Source organism: Microbispora sitophila, from assembly GCF_014892245.1.
Lineage (GTDB): Bacteria > Actinomycetota > Actinomycetes > Streptosporangiales > Streptosporangiaceae > Microbispora > Microbispora siamensis.
The window spans coordinates 1-16,245 of sequence record NZ_JADBGC010000002.1 but is presented as its reverse complement, the minus strand read 5'-3'; the positions used below and the strand labels follow the sequence as shown (position 1 = coordinate 16,245).

Genomic DNA, 16,245 nt, shown 5'->3' with positions numbered 1-16,245 from the left:
GACCGTCCACTGCTGTCCGTCAGTGTCCACGGTTATCCATCGGCGTCGTCACGCAGTTCGTCACGCAGTGATTCCGGCCCTACTGTCCAAAGGAGAAGCGGAGCTGAGCGTTGATCAAGAAGTTGAGCCGGTAACGCAGATGACCGATCACAGCCTGCTCGGGAGCTTCTCCAGGCGTCAACAGCGTCCAGCACAGTGCGCATCCGTTCTCGGCTGGCCGTATATCGAACCGGATCTCATCGTCGGGCCTTTCAGGCCACAAGGACGACCAGACCACGAGTTCCGGCTTCACCGCTTGGAGGATGCGCGGCTCAACCTCGTCGGGACGCAGATCAAGCCATCGCCGTCCACCAGGTCGCCATGGGTTGGCCAGGCTCTCCCACACGATGTGGGGAGGCGGCGGTTGGTTGCGCTCTCGCGAGCCCAGCTCGATCACTTCGACAGACTAGTAAGGGAATGGGACCAGTGCAGCCCACACGTGATCGCATGTTGGCAGGTCGGCGACCGCCGCTTCTCCTGCGTGGTCGGCGTCGAATACGACCCTCAAACCGGGGAACCAGTGCGAGCGGAACTGGCAAGCCCGCTCTACCGGCACGAGGACACCTGATGCGCGTCGCCTTCGCCAGCGAACCCGCCCACCCCGACCGGCCCAACGAAGACTTCATCGGCGCCACCACCGACGCGTCGTCCTGCTCGACGGCGCCAGCATCCCCCCAGGGGTCACCTCGACCTGCTCCCACAGCGTGCGCTGGTACTCCCACACCCTCGGCTCCACCCTGCTCGCCGAGATGACCCAAAGCGCCGGCCCCCTGCCCGAACTCCTCGCCCAAGGCATCAAGCACGTCACCTCACTGCACGACTTCACCTGCGACCTCACCCACGGCGGCTCCCCCTCCGCCACCGTCATCATGCTCCGCCACACCGCCGACCACCTCGACTGGCTCGTCCTCGGCGACTCCACTCTCATCCTCGACACCGGCACGACCGAACCACTGTTGATCTGCGACGACCGGCTAGACCAAGTCGCCGCACCCCACCGCACACGGCTCGACAGCCTCCGCGGCGGCACCCCCGAACACACCGAAGCCCGCCGCGAGTACGTCGAAACCCTCGGCCAGTACCGCAACCGCGACGGCGACTTCTGGGTCGCCTCCACCGACCCCCTCGCCGCAGACCAAACCCTCACCGGCACCACCCCCACCGACCAGGTACACGCCGCAGCCCTACTGACCGATGGAGCCGCCGATGCCGTCAACCGCTACCACCTCACCAACTGGCGGCAACTCCTCCGATTCCTGGCGCAGGACGGATCAGCCGAGCTGATCCGCCGAGTTCGCGAGGCTGAGCAGTCAGACCCGCACGGGGAGCGCTGGCCGCGCAGCAAACCCCACGACGACGCAACGGCGGCCTACTGTCACGTAACTTGATCTACTCCACCCACCACCAGCCGTTGCCAAGGTCGCGGACTGGATAGCCGACATCGCCTGCCGCGGTCTCTACTACCCTCTGACTGCCGTTTGGCAGGTAAGCGATCCCCGCCCCGGTCTCCCCACGCCATTGATCAGTGAATACGGGCAGGTAGAGCGCGTTACCTTGCCGCTCGACCTTGCCGTTCACCGACAGGTGCTCCATCCATGAGGGCACCGTCATCGGTCGGCCGCTCTCATAGGCGTTGGCGAGTGCGGCGAAGGTATCGCGATGGAGCCAGAACATCCCATTCACATAGAGGGCATTCCAGTCCGTCATGCGGACACCGACCCACACGGTCAGCATGACAACGGTCGTCACGACACATCGGCTGTACGCCCTGCCCGCCAGATAGGCAAACGCAGTCTTCGTTGACCAGACGATCGCCCATCCCCAGGCCATAAAGATCACGAGCCAACTGAGCCACAGGCTCATCCGGGAAAGCGGAATCCACAGGACTTCGAGGCCGACAAGGGCAAGCCAACCGGAGCAAGCAAACACGAGAAGCCGGGGAAGGCGTCTCCGCGATCCCGTCGAGACACAAGCTGCCACAGAGACAGTCTGATCAGCGGGCTACGCGGCAGCCATCGGTGCGCGAGATATCTGCATGCCCTTCACATTCGCCGCACAATCCCTCCCCTCCCGGTATCGGCCACCGCCCTCACCATCCCCGAGACCGCAGAGGAGGACAGTTGATCGATCTCACCGACGCCCACCAGGCCGGGGGAGACCAGCCGACCTCCCCCGCTCGCCTCAACGATCGATCGACTCCCCGCGCCGTGCGGATGGCTCAACCGCTCGCGCGGGACGTGGTCGAGGAGATCGCCAAACAGATGGACGCCGCGATCGTGGAGCTGGACGAGGAGATCAACCGGGCCGGGATGCGGGGCAACGTCCTCGGCCGGGCCTCGGAGCGCTCGCGGTCCACGAAGCGGCGGCAGGACGCGCCGGATCTGCCCAAGCGGCAGATGACCAAGAGCACGCTCGGGCGGACTTTCACCGGCTCGGACGGCAAGACCTACCGGCCGTCGATGTTCGTCACGCTCACGCTCCCGTCGTACGGGCGGGTGCTGGAGGGCACGCCCCTCGACCCGGGCCGGTACGACTACGGCCGGGCGGCCCGCGACGCGCTGCACTTCTCCCAGCTCGTCGACCGCTTCGTGCAGAACCTCCGCCGCGTGGCGGGATACGACGTGCAGTACTTCGCCACCGTCGAGCCTCAGAAGCGGCTCGCGCCGCACCTGCACATGGCGATCCGCGGCACCGTGCCCCGCGCGGAGCTGCGGCAGATCATCGCGGCCACGTATCACCAGGTGTGGTGGCCCTCGACGGACACTGTCCGATTCGAGGGTGACCACCTGCCGGTGTGGGAGGACGGGGCCGGCTACCTCGACCCAACCACGGGGGAAGTCCTGCCGACCTGGGAACAGGCCCTCGACGCCCTCGACCAGGACGACGAGGCCGAACCCCTGCACGTGCTCCGCTTCGGCGACCAACTCGACATACAAAGCGTCCTCGCCGGAACACCGGACGCCGACCAGCTCATCCAGTACCTCTCGAAGTACCTCACCAAGTCCCTCGGCGACGCCCTCGGAACCGACGACCCACGCCGGAAAGCACATGCCGAACGGCTGCTCGACGCTCTGCGGTTCGAACCATGCTCCCCCACATGCCCGAACTGGCTGCGGTACGGGGTGCAGCCCAAGGGCGCCAAGCCCGGCATGGCTCCGGGCCGATGCAAGGGCAAGGCACACAAGCCCGACCACCTCGGCTACGCGGGCCGCCGCGTCCTCGTCTCCCGCAAGTGGTCCAACAAGACCCTCACCGAGCACAAGCAGGACCGCCGCACCTGGGTCCTGGAAGCCCTCGGCGTCCAGAACGAGCCGGTCGACCCCCACCGCTACATCTGGCGACCGGTCAAGCCCGGAGATCCTGAACTCGCCCCGATTGGCGTGCGCCTCCTCCGTCCGGTCCATGGGAACGCCAGCGCTGGCGCAACCACCTCGACCGGCTCGAAGCCGCGGCAGACGGACAAGTTCTTTGGGCAACTGAAGGGAGGGCAGCATGACGAACGCGATTTCACCGACCACGCCACTCCCGCCAGAGGCCCAAGGCCGACTCCTTCGAGTGGAAGAGGCGGCCGAACGGCTGAACACCTCGGTCCGCTTTCCTCGTCGGCTGATCGCCGAACGCCGTATCTTCTTCGTCCGCGTCGGCCGGGGCGTTCGCATTCCCGAAGCCGCCCTCGAAGCGTTCATCGCGGCCGGGCTCGTCGAGCCGGTCAAAGCGCCGAAGGGACGGGCGGCCTGATGGCGAACAGAGATGGTCACCGGCGTTTCGGCAATATCCGCAAGCTTCCCTCCGGCCGCTTTCAGATTCGCTGGCGAGCCGCCCTCATAGATAAAGGCGTCTCAGTGTCCACGGCCGCCAAGGCGTATCGGCTGCTGCGGGCCGTGCTGATGACGGCGGTCGAAGAGGACAAGCTGATCACCCGGAACCCCTGCCGCATCAAGGGCGCGGACAACGAGCAGACGCCGGAGCGGCCGATCCTCACCGTCGCCCAGGTCTTCGAGCTGGCCGATCGGATGGCCGACCGTCGATTCCGTGCGCTGATCCTTCTCGCCACCTTCGCGAGCCTGCGTTGGGGCGAGGTGATCGCGCTGCGGCGGTCGGACATCGACCTCAATGCGCGTACGGTCCGCGTACGCGAACAGCTCATCGAGCTGGACGGCGGAGACATGGTGCTCGCGCCGCCCAAATCGCGGGCCGGCAAGCGGACGGTCAGCATCCCCTCGGCCATCGTCCCGGCGCTCGTCGACCACCTCGACCAGTTCACCGGCACGGGCGAGGACGCGTTCGTCTTTCTCGGCAAGCGCGGTGCGTTTCTCCGCGGTGGCAACTTCCGGCGTGAGGCCAAGTGGGCGGAAGCGCTCAAGGAGATGGGCGTCAAGGGTCTGTACTTCCACGACCTGCGGCACACCGGCAACACGCTCGCCGCGCAGTCGGGCGCGAGCCTCGCCGATCTCAAGGCGCGGATGGGCCATGACAGCGACCGTGCCGCGCTGATCTACCAGCACGCCACGCGCGACGCCGACCGGAAGATCGCCGATGCGCTGAGCGCGCGAGTCGAGGCGGAGCGCGATGCCGGCAAGAGCTAATGGCACGTTGATGGCACGAACGCCGCTCCTCATGATCAGAGAAGCGGCGTTTTGGCTGGTGGAGCCTAGGGGATTCGAACCCCTGACTTCCTGCTTGCAAAGCAGGCGCTCTGCCAGCTGAGCTAAGGCCCCGTGGCGGGTGCGAACTGCGCAAACGCAGATCCACAGGCCGCCGGTGCGTACACCGTAGCAACAGCCCGCACCCGAGCGCCACTCGATACCCCGTCGCGTCGCCCGGGTGGCCGTGTGCCCGCCGGAGCAGACCCGCAGGGGGAACCGACCGGCGATCAGGAGGCCGAGGTGGCCACCGGAGAGGCGCCGACCTCGTTGCCGAGGACGAGCCCGGGGAAGTCGGCGATGGAGTCGATGATGTGAGTGGCGCCGCCGCCGAGCAGACGATCCTTGCTGTGGACGCCGGTGAGCACTCCGGCGACGATCGAGGCGCCCGCGCGCCGGCCGCACAGCATGTCGCTCTCGGAGTCGCCCGCCACGGCCACCTGCCGTACGTCGTCGACGCCGGAGCGCAGAACGGCGGTGAGCACCATGTCCGGGTACGGACGGCCACGTCCGGCGTCCTCGGGACACAGTGCGAGGTCCAGCATGTCGACCCAGGTGAGGGTGCTCAGCACCCGTCCCAGGGTCGCGCGGCTGAAGCCGGTGATCAGGGCGATCTTCAGGCCCGCGTCGCGCAGCTTCGCGATGGCCTCGACGGTCCCCGGCAGGGGCACGAGACCGGTCCGTTCGATGGCTCCCTCGTAGGAGCGCTCGAAAGTCAGGTTCGCGGCCTGCGCCTGGGCCTCGTTGCCGGGGAAGATGCCCCGGAAGACCTCGATTTTGGGACATCCCCGGGACCTGTGCACATGCACCATGGCACGGGCATAGGCGCTGGTCCCGGGGACGATGCCCTGCGTGGCGATCGCCTCGGCGAACGCCCGTTCCACCATGTCGATGTCACCGATCGTGGTTCCGGCCAAGTCAAGACAGGCCAGCTTCACGGGGGTCATTCCCGTACCCTTGCCACGATCAAGCACCATCCCTGGTGGTCAGTTCTCGCTGCCGGTAGCCTCGGTCCACAGATCGAGCTCGGCACGGTCGGCCTGCACCTTGCGCCAGACCAGAAGCCCGCCGACGGCGACCAGAGCGAGAACAAGCAGCTTCTTCACGGTGTGACCCCACTTCTCGACGGTCTCACCTGCCGGGTGAGACAACGCCCGGTTCTACGGTTCCCTGCAGCCTAGCAAGGCTTCGGCGTCCGACCCGGATTGCCCGAAATTTCGGTGCACCAAAATCATGATTACGGCTCGCCCGCTTGGCCTGCCGTCCGACCCTGGCGGCGGGGCGGCGAGATCAGAAGTGCCCAGCTCACAGTGGCGCTAACCATGCGCGCAGACGGAGTTCGGGGAGATGGGGAAGCCTGGTTTCGGTCAGGCGGTCCGTGCTCCGCTCTCAGCGGAAGTCAAATGTCGATCAGGGAAGCGTCACGCAGAGGCGGATCGTCGTTCCCTCGGCCCCCGTACGCACGACGAGGTCGGCCAGGCGGTTCATGAGCCACAATCCACGTCCCCCGAAGTCGAACCGCGTCGCCGACTCCTCGCGCTCCAGCGCCTCGTCGGGAATGCCGGGACCTTTGTCGGTGATCTCGGCTACCAGCACCCCCGCCTCACGCCACATGGCGATTCCCCGCGGCGGGGAGCCATACCGGACGGCGTTGGTGACCGCCTCGTGCACCGCGAGCACGAAGTCCTCCAGGGCCACGCCCTCGAGTCCGGCCTCCTGCGCCGACACCATGACGAGATGCCGCACCCTGGTGACCGAACTTCGGTCGAACTCCAGGCTGAGCATGCTGCCCGCCAAGGTTCTCACCGCCCTCCTGCTTGCCCCACGGTGTGGTAGTACTCCATTTACCGCCCACGCGCACCTGACACGTATTTTCGGGTACGGCTTGCGCCACCGTCTCCTGCGGGCGTGCGGCAGCGGAGGTCGCGCACGTGACGCTAGCGCATCGTCACAGCTCCGTCATGAGCTGCTGGAGCATCCGCTTGGTCTCCGACGCCGGTTTGGCCTGGATGCACAGGCGTTCCATGACTGCGAGATAGCGGTCGATGTCCTCCCGTTTCTCGAGGTAGATCGCGCTGGTGAGCTGTTCGAGGTAGACGACGTCGGGCAGGCCGACCCCTGCGAAGCGCAGGATGCTGAACGGCCCTCCGGCGGCCGCGTGGCCGCCGGCGCTGAACGGAATGATTTGGAGCGTTACACGAGGCAGGGCGATCATCTCGAGCAGGTACTCGATCTGGGCCCGCATCACCTCGGCCCCACCCACCGGACGGCGCAGCACGGCCTCGTCGATCACCGCCCACAGAATGGGAGGATCCGGCCGGACCAGCACCTCCTGGCGGTCCATCCGCAGCCGGACGCGGCGCGCGACCTCCTCGTCCGGCGCGTCGGGATGGCCGAGTCGCACGACCGCCTCGGCGTACTCGGGGGCCTGCAGCAGCCCGGGCACGAACTGCACCTCGTAGCAGCGGATCGCGCTCGCGGCCTGCTCCAGGCCGACGTACGCCTCGAACCAGGAGGGCAGGACGTCGTCGTACTTGTGCCACCAGCCAGGGGCGTTGGCCTGGGCGACGAGCGAGAGCAGCGCCTCCCGCTCGCTCTCGTCGGTGACGCCGTACAGGGTGAGGAGGTCGGCGACGTCACGGCGGCGGAACCCGACGCGCCCGAGTTCCATCCGGCTGATCTTCGAATGGGAGGCGCGGATGGCGTGGCCGGCCTCCTCCAGACGGATATGCCTGCTCTCACGGAGTCGTCGCAGTTGAGTGCCGAGCAGAATGCGCAGGACGGTGGGGCTGCGGCGTGATCGTGCCGCCAAGTCGAGCGGGTGGGGCACACCCTCCGAAGGGGCCGCAGTCATATGGGGTCCTTTGAGGTGCACCGATGTTTACGCCACGTTCACGATACTCGCCAGGTCGTCCCGCGCAAGTGGCGAGATCATTTCTCCACTTCACCAAGGAGGTCGTCGAATTCACCCTCCTTGGCGGAGCGGAGGAATGCGGCCATGTCCTGAAGGGGCACGATCAGCGCCGGTCCGGACGGGTGCCGGGAGTTGCGCAGGGCCACCCGGCCATCGGGCAGCGCGGCGATCTCGACGCAGTTGCCGCTCGGATTGCTGTGCCGGCTCTTGCGCCAGGCCTGCTGCCCCAGGTGAGATGAGGGCATTCCGTTGTAGATCACGGACACGGGGCGCCTCGTTTCGGAATCCGAGCCCAACCGACAACATTCGTGCGTTTGCACGTGCATCTGTACTTGCACAGGAGCATCAATGGGAGCAGTATGACTTACTGAGTCATCCCGCCACATGGTCGACATCAACCTCATAAGGCTCTCAATGACTGGTTATCGGACAGACCGCGCTTCCCTCGCAGAAGCCGATAGCGTTGCCCGGGATCCCTGGCTGGGCACGCTTGAGCAGGTCTTTCCGGCAGGCAGGCGCTGGCCCTGGACCGGCGGCGAAGAGCCGTGCGGCGTTCCCCAGGTGGCTGTGCACGAGTTCCACCGTGAGAGTCTCGCCGCGCGCACCGCGCGACACTTCACCACCGGGGTGCTGCGGACCTGGTCCATGGAGGACGTCACCGACGACGCCGCGCTCGCGGTCTGCGAACTGGTCACCAACGCGCTGCGCCACGGCCTGCGGCACCAGGCCATCCATCCCCTGCCGGTACGCCTGTTGATGTTCCGTTCGTCCCGCGCGCTGCTGTGCATGGTCACCGACCCCAGCAACGACGCGCCGGTGCTGCGCGAGCCCGACTACGTCGCGGAGACCGGGCGCGGCCTGCAGGTCGTCGCCGGGGTCAGCCGCATGTGGGGCTGGGCGCGGCTACGTCCCGTGGGCAAGGCCGTGTGGGCCGGATTCACGGCCGAGGCCGCCGTCTACCGCTGAGCCCCGCAACGAAGGCCCGAAGGCCCGACTCGCGACACACGCACGAATCCTCACTTCAGCCTGTATTGCACCGGTAATATCGGTCACCAGGGCTGAACGGAGGATCATGCCGGGTTTCCCCCCGGTCGAGCCTGTGGGTTTCGACCCGTCCGTCCCGAACGAGGCCCGGGTCTACGACTACTGGCTCGGCGGGAAGGACAATTTCGCGGCGGACCGCGAGGCCGCGGAGGCGGCGCTGCTGATCGCGCCAGAGCTTCCCCTGATGTGCCGCGAGGGGCGCAAGTTCCTCCGCAGGACCGTACGGTTCCTGGCCGCCGCCGGGATCCGCCAGTTCGTCGACATCGGCTGCGGTCTGCCGACCCAGGGCAACGTGCACGAGATCGCACGGGAGTGCGCTCCCGACGCCCGCGTGGTCTACGTGGACAAGGACCCCGTCGTGGTGAACCACGGCCAGGCGCTGGTGGAGGAGAACGAGCGCGTCGCGGTGATCCAGGGCGATGTACGCGACCCCGACTCGATCCTCACGCATCCTCGGCTGCGGGAGCTCGTGGACCTCGACGAGCCCGTGGGCGTCCTGCTCGTCTCGGTCCTGGCGGCGATCAACGACGACGACCTGACGCTGGCGATCACCGCCCGCCTGCGCGAGGCGATCGCGCCCGGCAGCTATATGGTCATCAGCCACGCGATCTCCGACCTCCGGCCGGAGGTGACGGACAAGCTCGCCCTGCTGTTCGCCAACGAATGGGCCGTCAAGGACGACGGCCGCCTGCGGCTGCCCACCCGGGCCGAGATCCTGCCCTTGTTCGGCGATCTGGAAATGGTGGAGCCCGGCCTGGTCCAGGTGCCCGAATGGCGGCCGGAGCCCGACGAGCTACGACCGCCGAAGGACACGGTCTGGGCGGTCGGCGGCGTCGGCCGCAAGCGGTGAGAAGCGCCAGATCTTTGATCTTCGTTGAATATTAACTGGGCTAACCGTTGACAGATGCGCTGTCGGACGGCCACGCTCAGTGAGTATTTCCACTTGCAGCGAGGAGGTGGGACCGTGACGACGTTCACCGTGTCCTGCTCCGAAAATACGCGCCCAAGACGGGCGGACAGCGCTTCGCGCACCGGTTCGCCGGGCCGGTGCGTCTCGTGAATCCAGCCGGCGGCCACTGCGGCGTTCTCTACACGGACACCTACCTCAGCGTCAGGTGGTCCTCTGCGGACTCCTCCGTGATCATCGAGGGCGAGGTCGACGTCTCGAACAGCGCCGCCCTGGCGACCGCGCTCGCCGAGGCGAGGAGCGAGGGCAGCGAGATCACCGTCGACACGGCGGCTCTGCGGTTCATCGACCTGTCGGGACTGCGGGCTCTGCTGGCTCCGGTGCCCCCCGCGGCGAGCGACGCCGTACGGCTGCGCAACGTGCCGCCCTACCTGCGCCGCCTCCTGGAGATGCTCGACGAGTGACGGCCCCGCCCGCCGGGCTCAGACGAGCAGCCGCCGCGCCAGGGTCTCTATCCGGTCCCGCCATGCCTTCAGGGCCCCGGCGGGGTCGGGCAGGCCGGTCTCCGTGACGACCAGCCGGGCGCCGTGCCCGGTGCCCTGCGACAGTTCCCAGCGCACCTGCCTGCCCTGCTCGCCGGACTCCACGTACGCGGGAAGCTCGGCAGCGGGTTTCCGGACGGCCGTGACGATTCCCTCGCCGATGTCGTCGGGCACCGGCTCACCGGGTGTCGCGGCCGGTGCGCCGACGGCGGTCCAGACCTCCTCGACCGGCCGGGTGAGCTGCCGCTCGAAGCGCACCCGCCATCCGCCGCCTTCCTGCTCGCCCAGTCGCCCGGCCACCCCCTCGGCCAGCCCGAACGCCTCCACGTACGCCTCATGGAGGTGGGCGAAGTTCCCCTCGGGCCACTCGGCGGGTCGTCCGCCGGCGACCGCCTCCAGGGCGTCGAGGCAGACCTGCCAGCCGGACGCGTAGCTCGCCGCGGCCGGCCGGTCGTGGAAGACCTGGGTGAAGACGAGCAGGCAGCCGCCCTCCTCGGGCAGCAGCTCGAAGCGCAGGAGGTTGTCGCCCTCGCGCGGCATCTCCCGCGGCGAGTGCTGGAGGAAGGCGAACAGGCGGGGCGGGTCGAGCTCGGTGATCTCGGCGTCCATCGTCATGCCGCCGCCGTCGAACGTGATCCTTCCGCCTACCCGCAGGTCCATCTCGACGACCGTGAACGGGAACCACTGGCCGAGCCGGTCGGGCTCGGTGACCGCCCGCCAGACCTTCTCCGGAGGGTGGGCCAGCCTGCGCTCCATGCGCAGCGACGGCCGCCCGTCGAACATGCCGAGCGTCGCGTTCACGGTGTCTCCTCTGAATGTTCGGGCATCGTGTCCAGGTGCCGTTCCAGCGCGTCGAAGCTCTCCGACCACAGCCGCCGGTAGGGCGCGAGCCAGGCGTCGATCTCGGCGAGCGGCTCGGGGCACAGTTCGTACCACCGGCGCTGGGCGTCCCGGCGCACACGGACCAGCCCGGCCTCCCGCAGCACCTTGAGGTGTTTGGAAGTGCCGGGCTGGGTCAGGCCGAGCCGCTCGGTGAGCTCCCCGACCAGACGGGGGCGTTCGAGCAGCAGGTCGAGGATGCGCCGCCTGGCGGGCTCGGCGAGTACGTCGAAGGTCGCTGACACATCTTCGAAAATACCCGATCAGCTATATAGCCACAACTGCATATAGTCAGCTCGCGATCTCGTTCAGCTCCTTCAGCGCCGCCTCGTCCGGTCGCCAGGCCGCCGCCGCGACGTTGGCCTTGATCTGCTCGGGCCGGGTGGCCCCCGCGATCACGGAGGAGACGGCCGGCTGCGCGAGCAGGCCGCCGATCGCGACGTCCAGCAGGGACACCCCCTGCCGCTCGGCGAACTCCTGCAACCGCTCCACCACCTCGAACCGCGAGTCGGTCAGATACTGCGGCCGGCCCGCGAGGCGGGTGCCCGCCGGCGGCTCCTCCCCGCGCCGGTACTTGCCGGTGAGCAGGCCGTTGGCCAGCGGGAAGTACGGCAGCAGGCCGACACCGTGGTGCAGCAGCGCCGGGACGAGCTCCTTCTCCACCCGCCGGTCGAGCAGGCTGTACTCGTTCTGCGCGCTCACGAAACGCTCGAAGCCGCCGGTGCGGGCGATCCATTCCGCGTCGGTGACCTGCCAGGACGCGAAGTTGGACGAGCCCACGTAGCGGACCTTGCCCTCCCGCACCAGGTCCGTCAGCACCGACAGGGTCTCCTCGATCGGCGTGGACGGGTCCGGGAAGTGCAGCTGGTAGAGGTCGATCCAGTCGGTCTTGAGGCGGCGCAGCGACCGCTCCACCGCCAGGCGGACGTACCGCCGCGAGGCCCGCGCGCCCCAGTCGGGCCCGTTGGCGCCGTTCACGTCCCCGCCGAACTTGGTGGCGATGACGACCTGGTCACGCCGCCCCTTCAGCACCTCGCCGAGCAACGTCTCCGACTCGCCGTAGATGTCGGCGGTGTCGATCAGCGTGACGCCGGCGTCGAGCGCCGCGTCGACCACGGCGCGCGTGGCGTCGAGGTCGATCCTGCGGCCGAAGTTGTTGCCGCCGAGACCGAGAGCCGAGACGACGAGTCCCGAGTCGCCCAGCCGCCGGTAGGTCATTTCGGTCATGCCCCTGCATCCCTTCTTCACGGAGCCCCTCCCTGCGGGGAGAGCTCTCCTCACCGTATTTCGGCCCCTTCCGGCAGCGGACGCCGGACCGTCCGCGAGAGGATGCCGGACATGACCTCCGTACGGCACAGCGTCCGGGCCATCCTGTTCGACGGCGACGACGTCGTCCTGTTCCGGCGCGTGCGGCCGGAGCGGGAGCCGTACTGGGTCACGCCGGGCGGCGGGGTGGAGCCCGCCGACGCCACTCCTGAAGCGGCGCTGCGCCGCGAGCTCGACGAGGAGCTCGGGGCGACGGCGGGACCCGCGCTGCACGTGTTCACCCTCGCAGAGCCCGGCCGCCTGAGCACGGTCTTCGCCTGTCGTCTTGTGTCGCTCGACCTGTCGCGCCGCAGCGGCCCGGAGTTCCTCGAACCGGACATCGGCCTGCACGAGGTGCGGCGCGTACGCCCGGAGGACGTGCGCACGCTGAACATGGTCCCGCCCGAGCTGGGGGAGTTCATCTCCGCGAACGCCGCGGCCCTGCCCGCGCTGCTCGACGCCGCGACGTACGCCCCGGGCCGCTACCGGCCGGTCGTCGACGTACACCTGGTACTGACGGACGGCGAGAAGGTGCTGCTCGGCCGCCGCCAGGGCACCGGCTACGCCGACGGGGAGTGGCAGATCATGCCGTCCGGGCACCTGGAGGAGGGGGAGTCGGTGGTGGACACCGCCGTGCGGGAGGCCCGTGAGGAGCTCGGCGTCGAGGTGGACGGCTGCGTGGTGGTCCACGTGATGCACCACCGCAATGCGGGCGGGACGGCCCGCATCGGGATGTTCCTCGTGGCGCGCTCCATCACCGGCACACCGATCAACGCCGAGCCGCACAAGTGCGCCGAGCTCGCCTGGTTCCCGCTCGACCGGCTGCCCGAACCGACCGTGCCGTACGCGCGGGCGGGCATCGAGGCCGTGCGGCGGGCGCTCGCCCCGGCCCCGCCGGTTCCCACCGCGTCCGCCGGCGCCGCTTCCGGGTCGCCGGTCTTCTCCCTGCACGGATGGGACGTCCCGGGCTCCGCCGATCTGGCGGCCGAGGCCGTACGCGCCGGGTTCGAGGAGGTCACGGTCTGCCTCATCGGGTGGCTCGACGACGCGGTGTTCGTCCACTCCGACGACGAGACCGACCGCCTGCCCGCCACGGTCGTACGGCCGGGTGAGGGAGTGGAGGCGGCGCTGGCGCGGCTCGCCCCGGTGGGGGAGGTGACCTTCGCCGGTGCGGACGACTACGTCTCGGCCTCGGGACGCGTCGGACGCCGTCTCGCCTTCTCCGCCCGGCTGACGGAGGCGCCCGAGGGCATGGTCCCGCTCCCGGCCGGGTCGCTCGGGCGCCTGCCGTACGCCGAGGGGGTATTCGTCCGCCACGCCTCTTCGGGGCTTTTGTACGGCTTATCCGGCCGATAGCCTGATGCGGGGCGTGCCGGGAAGTCTGGTCGGCGAAGGGTCTCCCGTACCCGGGGACCGTACCGGCGACCGGAAGGCAGACGTGAGCACAGCCGCACGTGGCAGGCAGGTGAGACCATGCGTGCCCGGGATCTCGTAGTGCCGTTCCCCACCGTGGAGCTCGACTCCCCCATAGCCGACGCCGCGCGCCTCATGGCCGAGCGCGAACTGCCCGGCCTGATCGTGCTGGACGAGCGCGGGGCGCCGGTGTCGATCCTGCCGGGCACGCAGGTGCTGCGCCTGGCCGTCCCCCGCTACTGCCAGGACGATCCCGCGCTGGCCCGGGTGATCGACGAGGCGCACGCCGACGCGTTCGTCCGGGCGCTGGGCGAGCGCACGGTCCGCCAGGCGATGCCGGAACGGCCGCGCGAGCTCCCGGTGACCGATCCCGACGCCACGCTCCTGGAGGTCGCCGCGCTGATGGCGCGCACCCGCAGCCCCCTGGTCGCGGTGCTCGACGGCGACCGCCTGCTGGGCGCGGTCACGCTCTCCGCGCTGCTCAAGCGGCTCACATGACGGTGACCGCATGGGTGGCGGCGATCGTCTTCGCCGCCACGTACGTCCTCATCGCCAGCGAGAAGGTCCACCGGGTCAAGGCCGCCCTGGGCGGCGCCGCGGTCCTGCTGCTCATCCACGCGACCGCGGCCGACTCCGCGTTCTTCTCGCAGGAGTCCGGCGTGGACTGGAACGTCGTCTTCCTGCTGCTGGGCATGATGATCATCGTTGGTGTGCTGCGGCAGACCGGCGTGTTCGAGTACCTCGCGATCTGGGCCGCCAAGCGGGCCAGGGGACGGCCGTTCCGGCTCATGGCGCTGCTCCTGGTGATCACGGCACTGGCGTCGGCGCTGCTGGACAACGTCACGACCGTGCTGCTGATCGCGCCGGTCACGTTCCTCGTCTGCGAACGCCTCGCCCTGCCGGTCGCGCCGTTCCTGATCGCCGAGGCGATGGCGTCCAACATCGGCGGCACCGCGACCCTCGTCGGCGACCCGCCGAACATCATCATCGCCTCCCGTGCCGGGCTGACCTTCAACGACTTCCTCGTCCATCTCGCACCGCTGGTGATCGTGCTGACGGCGGTCTTCATCGGACTGTGCCGGCTGCTGTTCCGCAAGGCGTTCCGGTACGACCCCGAGCGGGCGGCCGAGATCATGCAACTGGACGAGCGGGCGGCCATCCAGGACAAGGTCATGCTCGTGCAGAGCCTGTCCGTCCTCGGCGTGGTCATCGCGGCGTTCGTGCTGCACCCGGTGCTGCACTACGAGCCGTCGGTCGTGGCGCTGCTCGGGGCCGGGCTGCTCGTGCTGGTCACCAAGATCACCACCGACGACGCGCTGCGCGAGGTGGAGTGGCCGACGCTGGTGTTCTTCGCCGGGCTGTTCGTGATGGTCGGCGCGCTCGTCGAGACCGGGGTCATCGACCAGGTGTCACGGGCGGCGGCGGAGGCGACGGCCGGACGGCCCGGTGTCACCGCCATGGTCCTGCTCTGGGCGTCGGCCGGGCTGTCCGCGATCGTGGACAACATCCCCTACGTCGCCACGATGAGCCCCATCGTGGCCGACCTCGCGCAGCACGTGCCCGGCGGCGACCACAATGTGCTGTGGTGGGCGCTCGCGCTCGGCGCGGACCTCGGCGGCAACGCCACCGCCGTGGGCGCCTCCGCCAACGTCGTCATCCTCGGCATCGCCGAGCGCAACGGCGCGCGGATCAGCTTCTGGCAGTTCACCAAGTATGGCCTGGTGGTCACCGTCGTCACGGTGGCCCTGTGCGTGCCGTACCTCTGGCTGCGCTACCTCCTGTAGGCCCGGCGGGCCCGCCGGAACCGGGCCCCGGCTTGACGGCGAAATACCCCAGGGGGGTACGGTGTTCACATCGATGAGGAACGAGTTACGGGAGTGATCGTCATGACCAGCACCTACACCGTCACCGGCATGACCTGCGGCCACTGCGTCAGCTCGGTCAGCGAGGAGGTCGGCGCGGTCGCCGGCGTGAGTGACGTCCGGGTGGACCTCGCCTCCGGCCTGTTGACGGTCGAGACCGACGGCGGCGTCGACGACGCGGCCATCGTGGCGGCCGTCCGGGAGGCCGGATACGACGTGGCGGGCGTCTCGTGAACACCTCCGCCCGGCTCGGCCCGTACGCCGCAGGCCTCGGGGTGATCTTCACGGCGGGCGACCTCGCACCGGGCCGGGTCAGTAAGCTCGTGTTCACGGTGAGCGAGGACGGCAGGCCCGTCGGTGACCTGGTAAGGATCCATGCGGGCGACCTGGCTCACTCGCACCTGCACCCCGAGGAGGGCGCGAGGGGGCGCAGCGGCCTTCGCCGCGTCGGCGCCGAGCGGCGGGGACTCCCACCTGTCCCCGGACTTCGCGCACGAGGGAACCGTCCGCCGGCGGCACGACGCGAGAGGAAGGAGCGGTGATGTCGGCGACAACCGATGAACGGCCGACCGGCGCGGTCGAGCTTTCGATAGGCGGCATGACCTGCGCGTCGTGCGCGAACCGGATCGAGCGCAAGCTCAACAAGCTCGAGGGCGTGTCCGCGACGGTGAACTACGCCACGGAGAAGGCCAAGGTG

Annotated in this window: 20 protein-coding genes and 1 tRNA gene; 10 read left to right on the top strand and 11 right to left on the bottom strand. The window is 68.9% G+C overall.

The window, feature by feature from the left end:
• Nucleotides 1-79: 79 nt before the first annotated feature.
• Nucleotides 80-436, bottom strand: a complete 357-nt coding sequence (locus IL992_RS03245; protein ID WP_193201822.1) for a hypothetical protein — start codon at nucleotides 434-436, stop codon at nucleotides 80-82.
• A 307-nt stretch (nucleotides 437-743) separates the two neighbouring features.
• Between IL992_RS03245 and IL992_RS03240 the strand changes: the two genes are divergently transcribed.
• Nucleotides 744-1,427, top strand: a complete 684-nt coding sequence (locus IL992_RS03240; protein ID WP_226872293.1) for an integrase — start codon at nucleotides 744-746, stop codon at nucleotides 1,425-1,427.
• Between the two features lies 1 nt (nucleotide 1,428).
• Here IL992_RS03240 and IL992_RS03235 read toward each other — a convergent pair whose 3' ends face one another.
• Nucleotides 1,429-1,902 carry a hypothetical protein gene (locus IL992_RS03235; RefSeq protein ID WP_193201821.1) on the bottom strand — a complete coding sequence of 158 codons (474 nt, stop codon included), beginning with the start codon at nucleotides 1,900-1,902 and terminating at the stop codon, nucleotides 1,429-1,431.
• Nucleotides 1,903-2,159: 257 nt separating this feature from the next.
• Here IL992_RS03235 and IL992_RS49245 point away from each other — a divergent pair, with 257 nt between their 5' ends.
• Entirely contained in the window at nucleotides 2,160-4,625 is a 2,466-nt protein-coding gene (locus IL992_RS49245; protein ID WP_449843663.1) for a replication initiator, read from the top strand.
• Nucleotides 4,626-4,681: 56 nt separating this feature from the next.
• Here IL992_RS49245 and IL992_RS03215 read toward each other — a convergent pair.
• The 6 genes from IL992_RS03215 to IL992_RS03195 all read right to left on the bottom strand — a co-directional run bounded on the left by IL992_RS03215 (nucleotide 4,682) and on the right by IL992_RS03195 (nucleotide 7,862).
• Nucleotides 4,682-4,757, bottom strand: a tRNA-Ala gene (locus tag IL992_RS03215).
• A 155-nt stretch (nucleotides 4,758-4,912) separates the two neighbouring features.
• A complete protein-coding gene (locus IL992_RS03210; RefSeq protein WP_079320758.1) occupies nucleotides 4,913-5,629 on the bottom strand; it encodes an HAD family hydrolase in 717 nt (238 codons plus the stop codon).
• A 39-nt stretch (nucleotides 5,630-5,668) separates the two neighbouring features.
• Complete coding sequence (locus tag IL992_RS45785; protein WP_208802288.1) at nucleotides 5,669-5,788, bottom strand: DLW-39 family protein; 120 nt, start codon at nucleotides 5,786-5,788, stop codon at nucleotides 5,669-5,671.
• A 304-nt stretch (nucleotides 5,789-6,092) separates the two neighbouring features.
• On the bottom strand, nucleotides 6,093-6,488 hold the full coding sequence (locus IL992_RS03205) for an ATP-binding protein (RefSeq protein WP_193201818.1): 396 nt from the start codon (nucleotides 6,486-6,488) through the stop codon (nucleotides 6,093-6,095).
• A 142-nt stretch (nucleotides 6,489-6,630) separates the two neighbouring features.
• The gene (locus IL992_RS03200) at nucleotides 6,631-7,536 is read right to left on the bottom strand and encodes a helix-turn-helix domain-containing protein (protein WP_193201817.1); all 906 of its coding nucleotides are present in this window, start codon (nucleotides 7,534-7,536) and stop codon (nucleotides 6,631-6,633) included.
• A gap of 77 nt (nucleotides 7,537-7,613) precedes the next feature.
• A complete protein-coding gene (locus IL992_RS03195) occupies nucleotides 7,614-7,862 on the bottom strand; it encodes a DUF397 domain-containing protein (RefSeq protein ID WP_319018300.1) in 249 nt (82 codons plus the stop codon).
• Nucleotides 7,863-8,157: 295 nt separating this feature from the next.
• Between IL992_RS03195 and IL992_RS03190 the strand changes: the two genes are divergently transcribed.
• From IL992_RS03190 to IL992_RS03180, 3 genes are all read left to right on the top strand, one after another.
• On the top strand, nucleotides 8,158-8,562 hold the full coding sequence (locus tag IL992_RS03190) for an ATP-binding protein (RefSeq protein ID WP_193201815.1): 405 nt from the start codon (nucleotides 8,158-8,160) through the stop codon (nucleotides 8,560-8,562).
• Nucleotides 8,563-8,668: 106 nt separating this feature from the next.
• A complete protein-coding gene (locus IL992_RS03185) occupies nucleotides 8,669-9,490 on the top strand; it encodes an SAM-dependent methyltransferase (RefSeq protein WP_193201814.1) in 822 nt (273 codons plus the stop codon).
• Between the two features lie 206 nt (nucleotides 9,491-9,696).
• Nucleotides 9,697-10,011, top strand: a complete 315-nt coding sequence (locus IL992_RS03180) for an STAS domain-containing protein (protein ID WP_193201813.1) — start codon at nucleotides 9,697-9,699, stop codon at nucleotides 10,009-10,011.
• A gap of 18 nt (nucleotides 10,012-10,029) precedes the next feature.
• Here IL992_RS03180 and IL992_RS03175 read toward each other — a convergent pair whose 3' ends face one another.
• From IL992_RS03175 to IL992_RS03165, 3 genes are read right to left on the bottom strand one after another with little or no spacing between them, the layout of a single operon-like run.
• Complete coding sequence (locus IL992_RS03175; RefSeq protein ID WP_319018299.1) at nucleotides 10,030-10,890, bottom strand: SRPBCC family protein; 861 nt, start codon at nucleotides 10,888-10,890, stop codon at nucleotides 10,030-10,032.
• On the bottom strand, nucleotides 10,887-11,213 hold the full coding sequence (locus IL992_RS03170; RefSeq protein ID WP_079320763.1) for an ArsR/SmtB family transcription factor: 327 nt from the start codon (nucleotides 11,211-11,213) through the stop codon (nucleotides 10,887-10,889). The genes IL992_RS03175 and IL992_RS03170 overlap by 4 nt, the downstream gene beginning before the upstream one ends.
• 46 nt (nucleotides 11,214-11,259) lie before the next feature.
• Nucleotides 11,260-12,195: an aldo/keto reductase gene (locus IL992_RS03165; protein WP_226872291.1), complete on the bottom strand. Its 936-nt coding sequence runs from the start codon at nucleotides 12,193-12,195 to the stop codon at nucleotides 11,260-11,262.
• A gap of 111 nt (nucleotides 12,196-12,306) precedes the next feature.
• On the opposite strand from IL992_RS03165, the gene IL992_RS03160 reads away from it, so the two are divergent.
• The 5 genes from IL992_RS03160 to IL992_RS03140 all read left to right on the top strand — a co-directional run.
• Nucleotides 12,307-13,629, top strand: coding sequence for an NUDIX domain-containing protein (locus tag IL992_RS03160; RefSeq protein ID WP_193201812.1), 1,323 nt, complete (start codon nucleotides 12,307-12,309; stop codon nucleotides 13,627-13,629).
• Nucleotides 13,630-13,746: 117 nt separating this feature from the next.
• Nucleotides 13,747-14,184 (top strand): CBS domain-containing protein, encoded by a 438-nt coding sequence (locus IL992_RS03155; protein ID WP_193201811.1) that lies wholly within the window; start codon nucleotides 13,747-13,749, stop codon nucleotides 14,182-14,184.
• Entirely contained in the window at nucleotides 14,181-15,470 is a 1,290-nt protein-coding gene (locus IL992_RS03150; RefSeq protein WP_193201810.1) for an ArsB/NhaD family transporter, read from the top strand. Before IL992_RS03155 ends, IL992_RS03150 begins: the two co-directional genes overlap by 4 nt.
• A 102-nt stretch (nucleotides 15,471-15,572) precedes the next feature.
• Nucleotides 15,573-15,782, top strand: a complete 210-nt coding sequence (locus tag IL992_RS03145) for a heavy-metal-associated domain-containing protein (RefSeq protein WP_193201809.1) — start codon at nucleotides 15,573-15,575, stop codon at nucleotides 15,780-15,782.
• 307 nt (nucleotides 15,783-16,089) lie between these two features.
• A partial coding sequence (locus tag IL992_RS03140; protein ID WP_193201808.1) for a cation transporter occupies nucleotides 16,090-16,245 on the top strand: 156 nt, incomplete at its 3' end.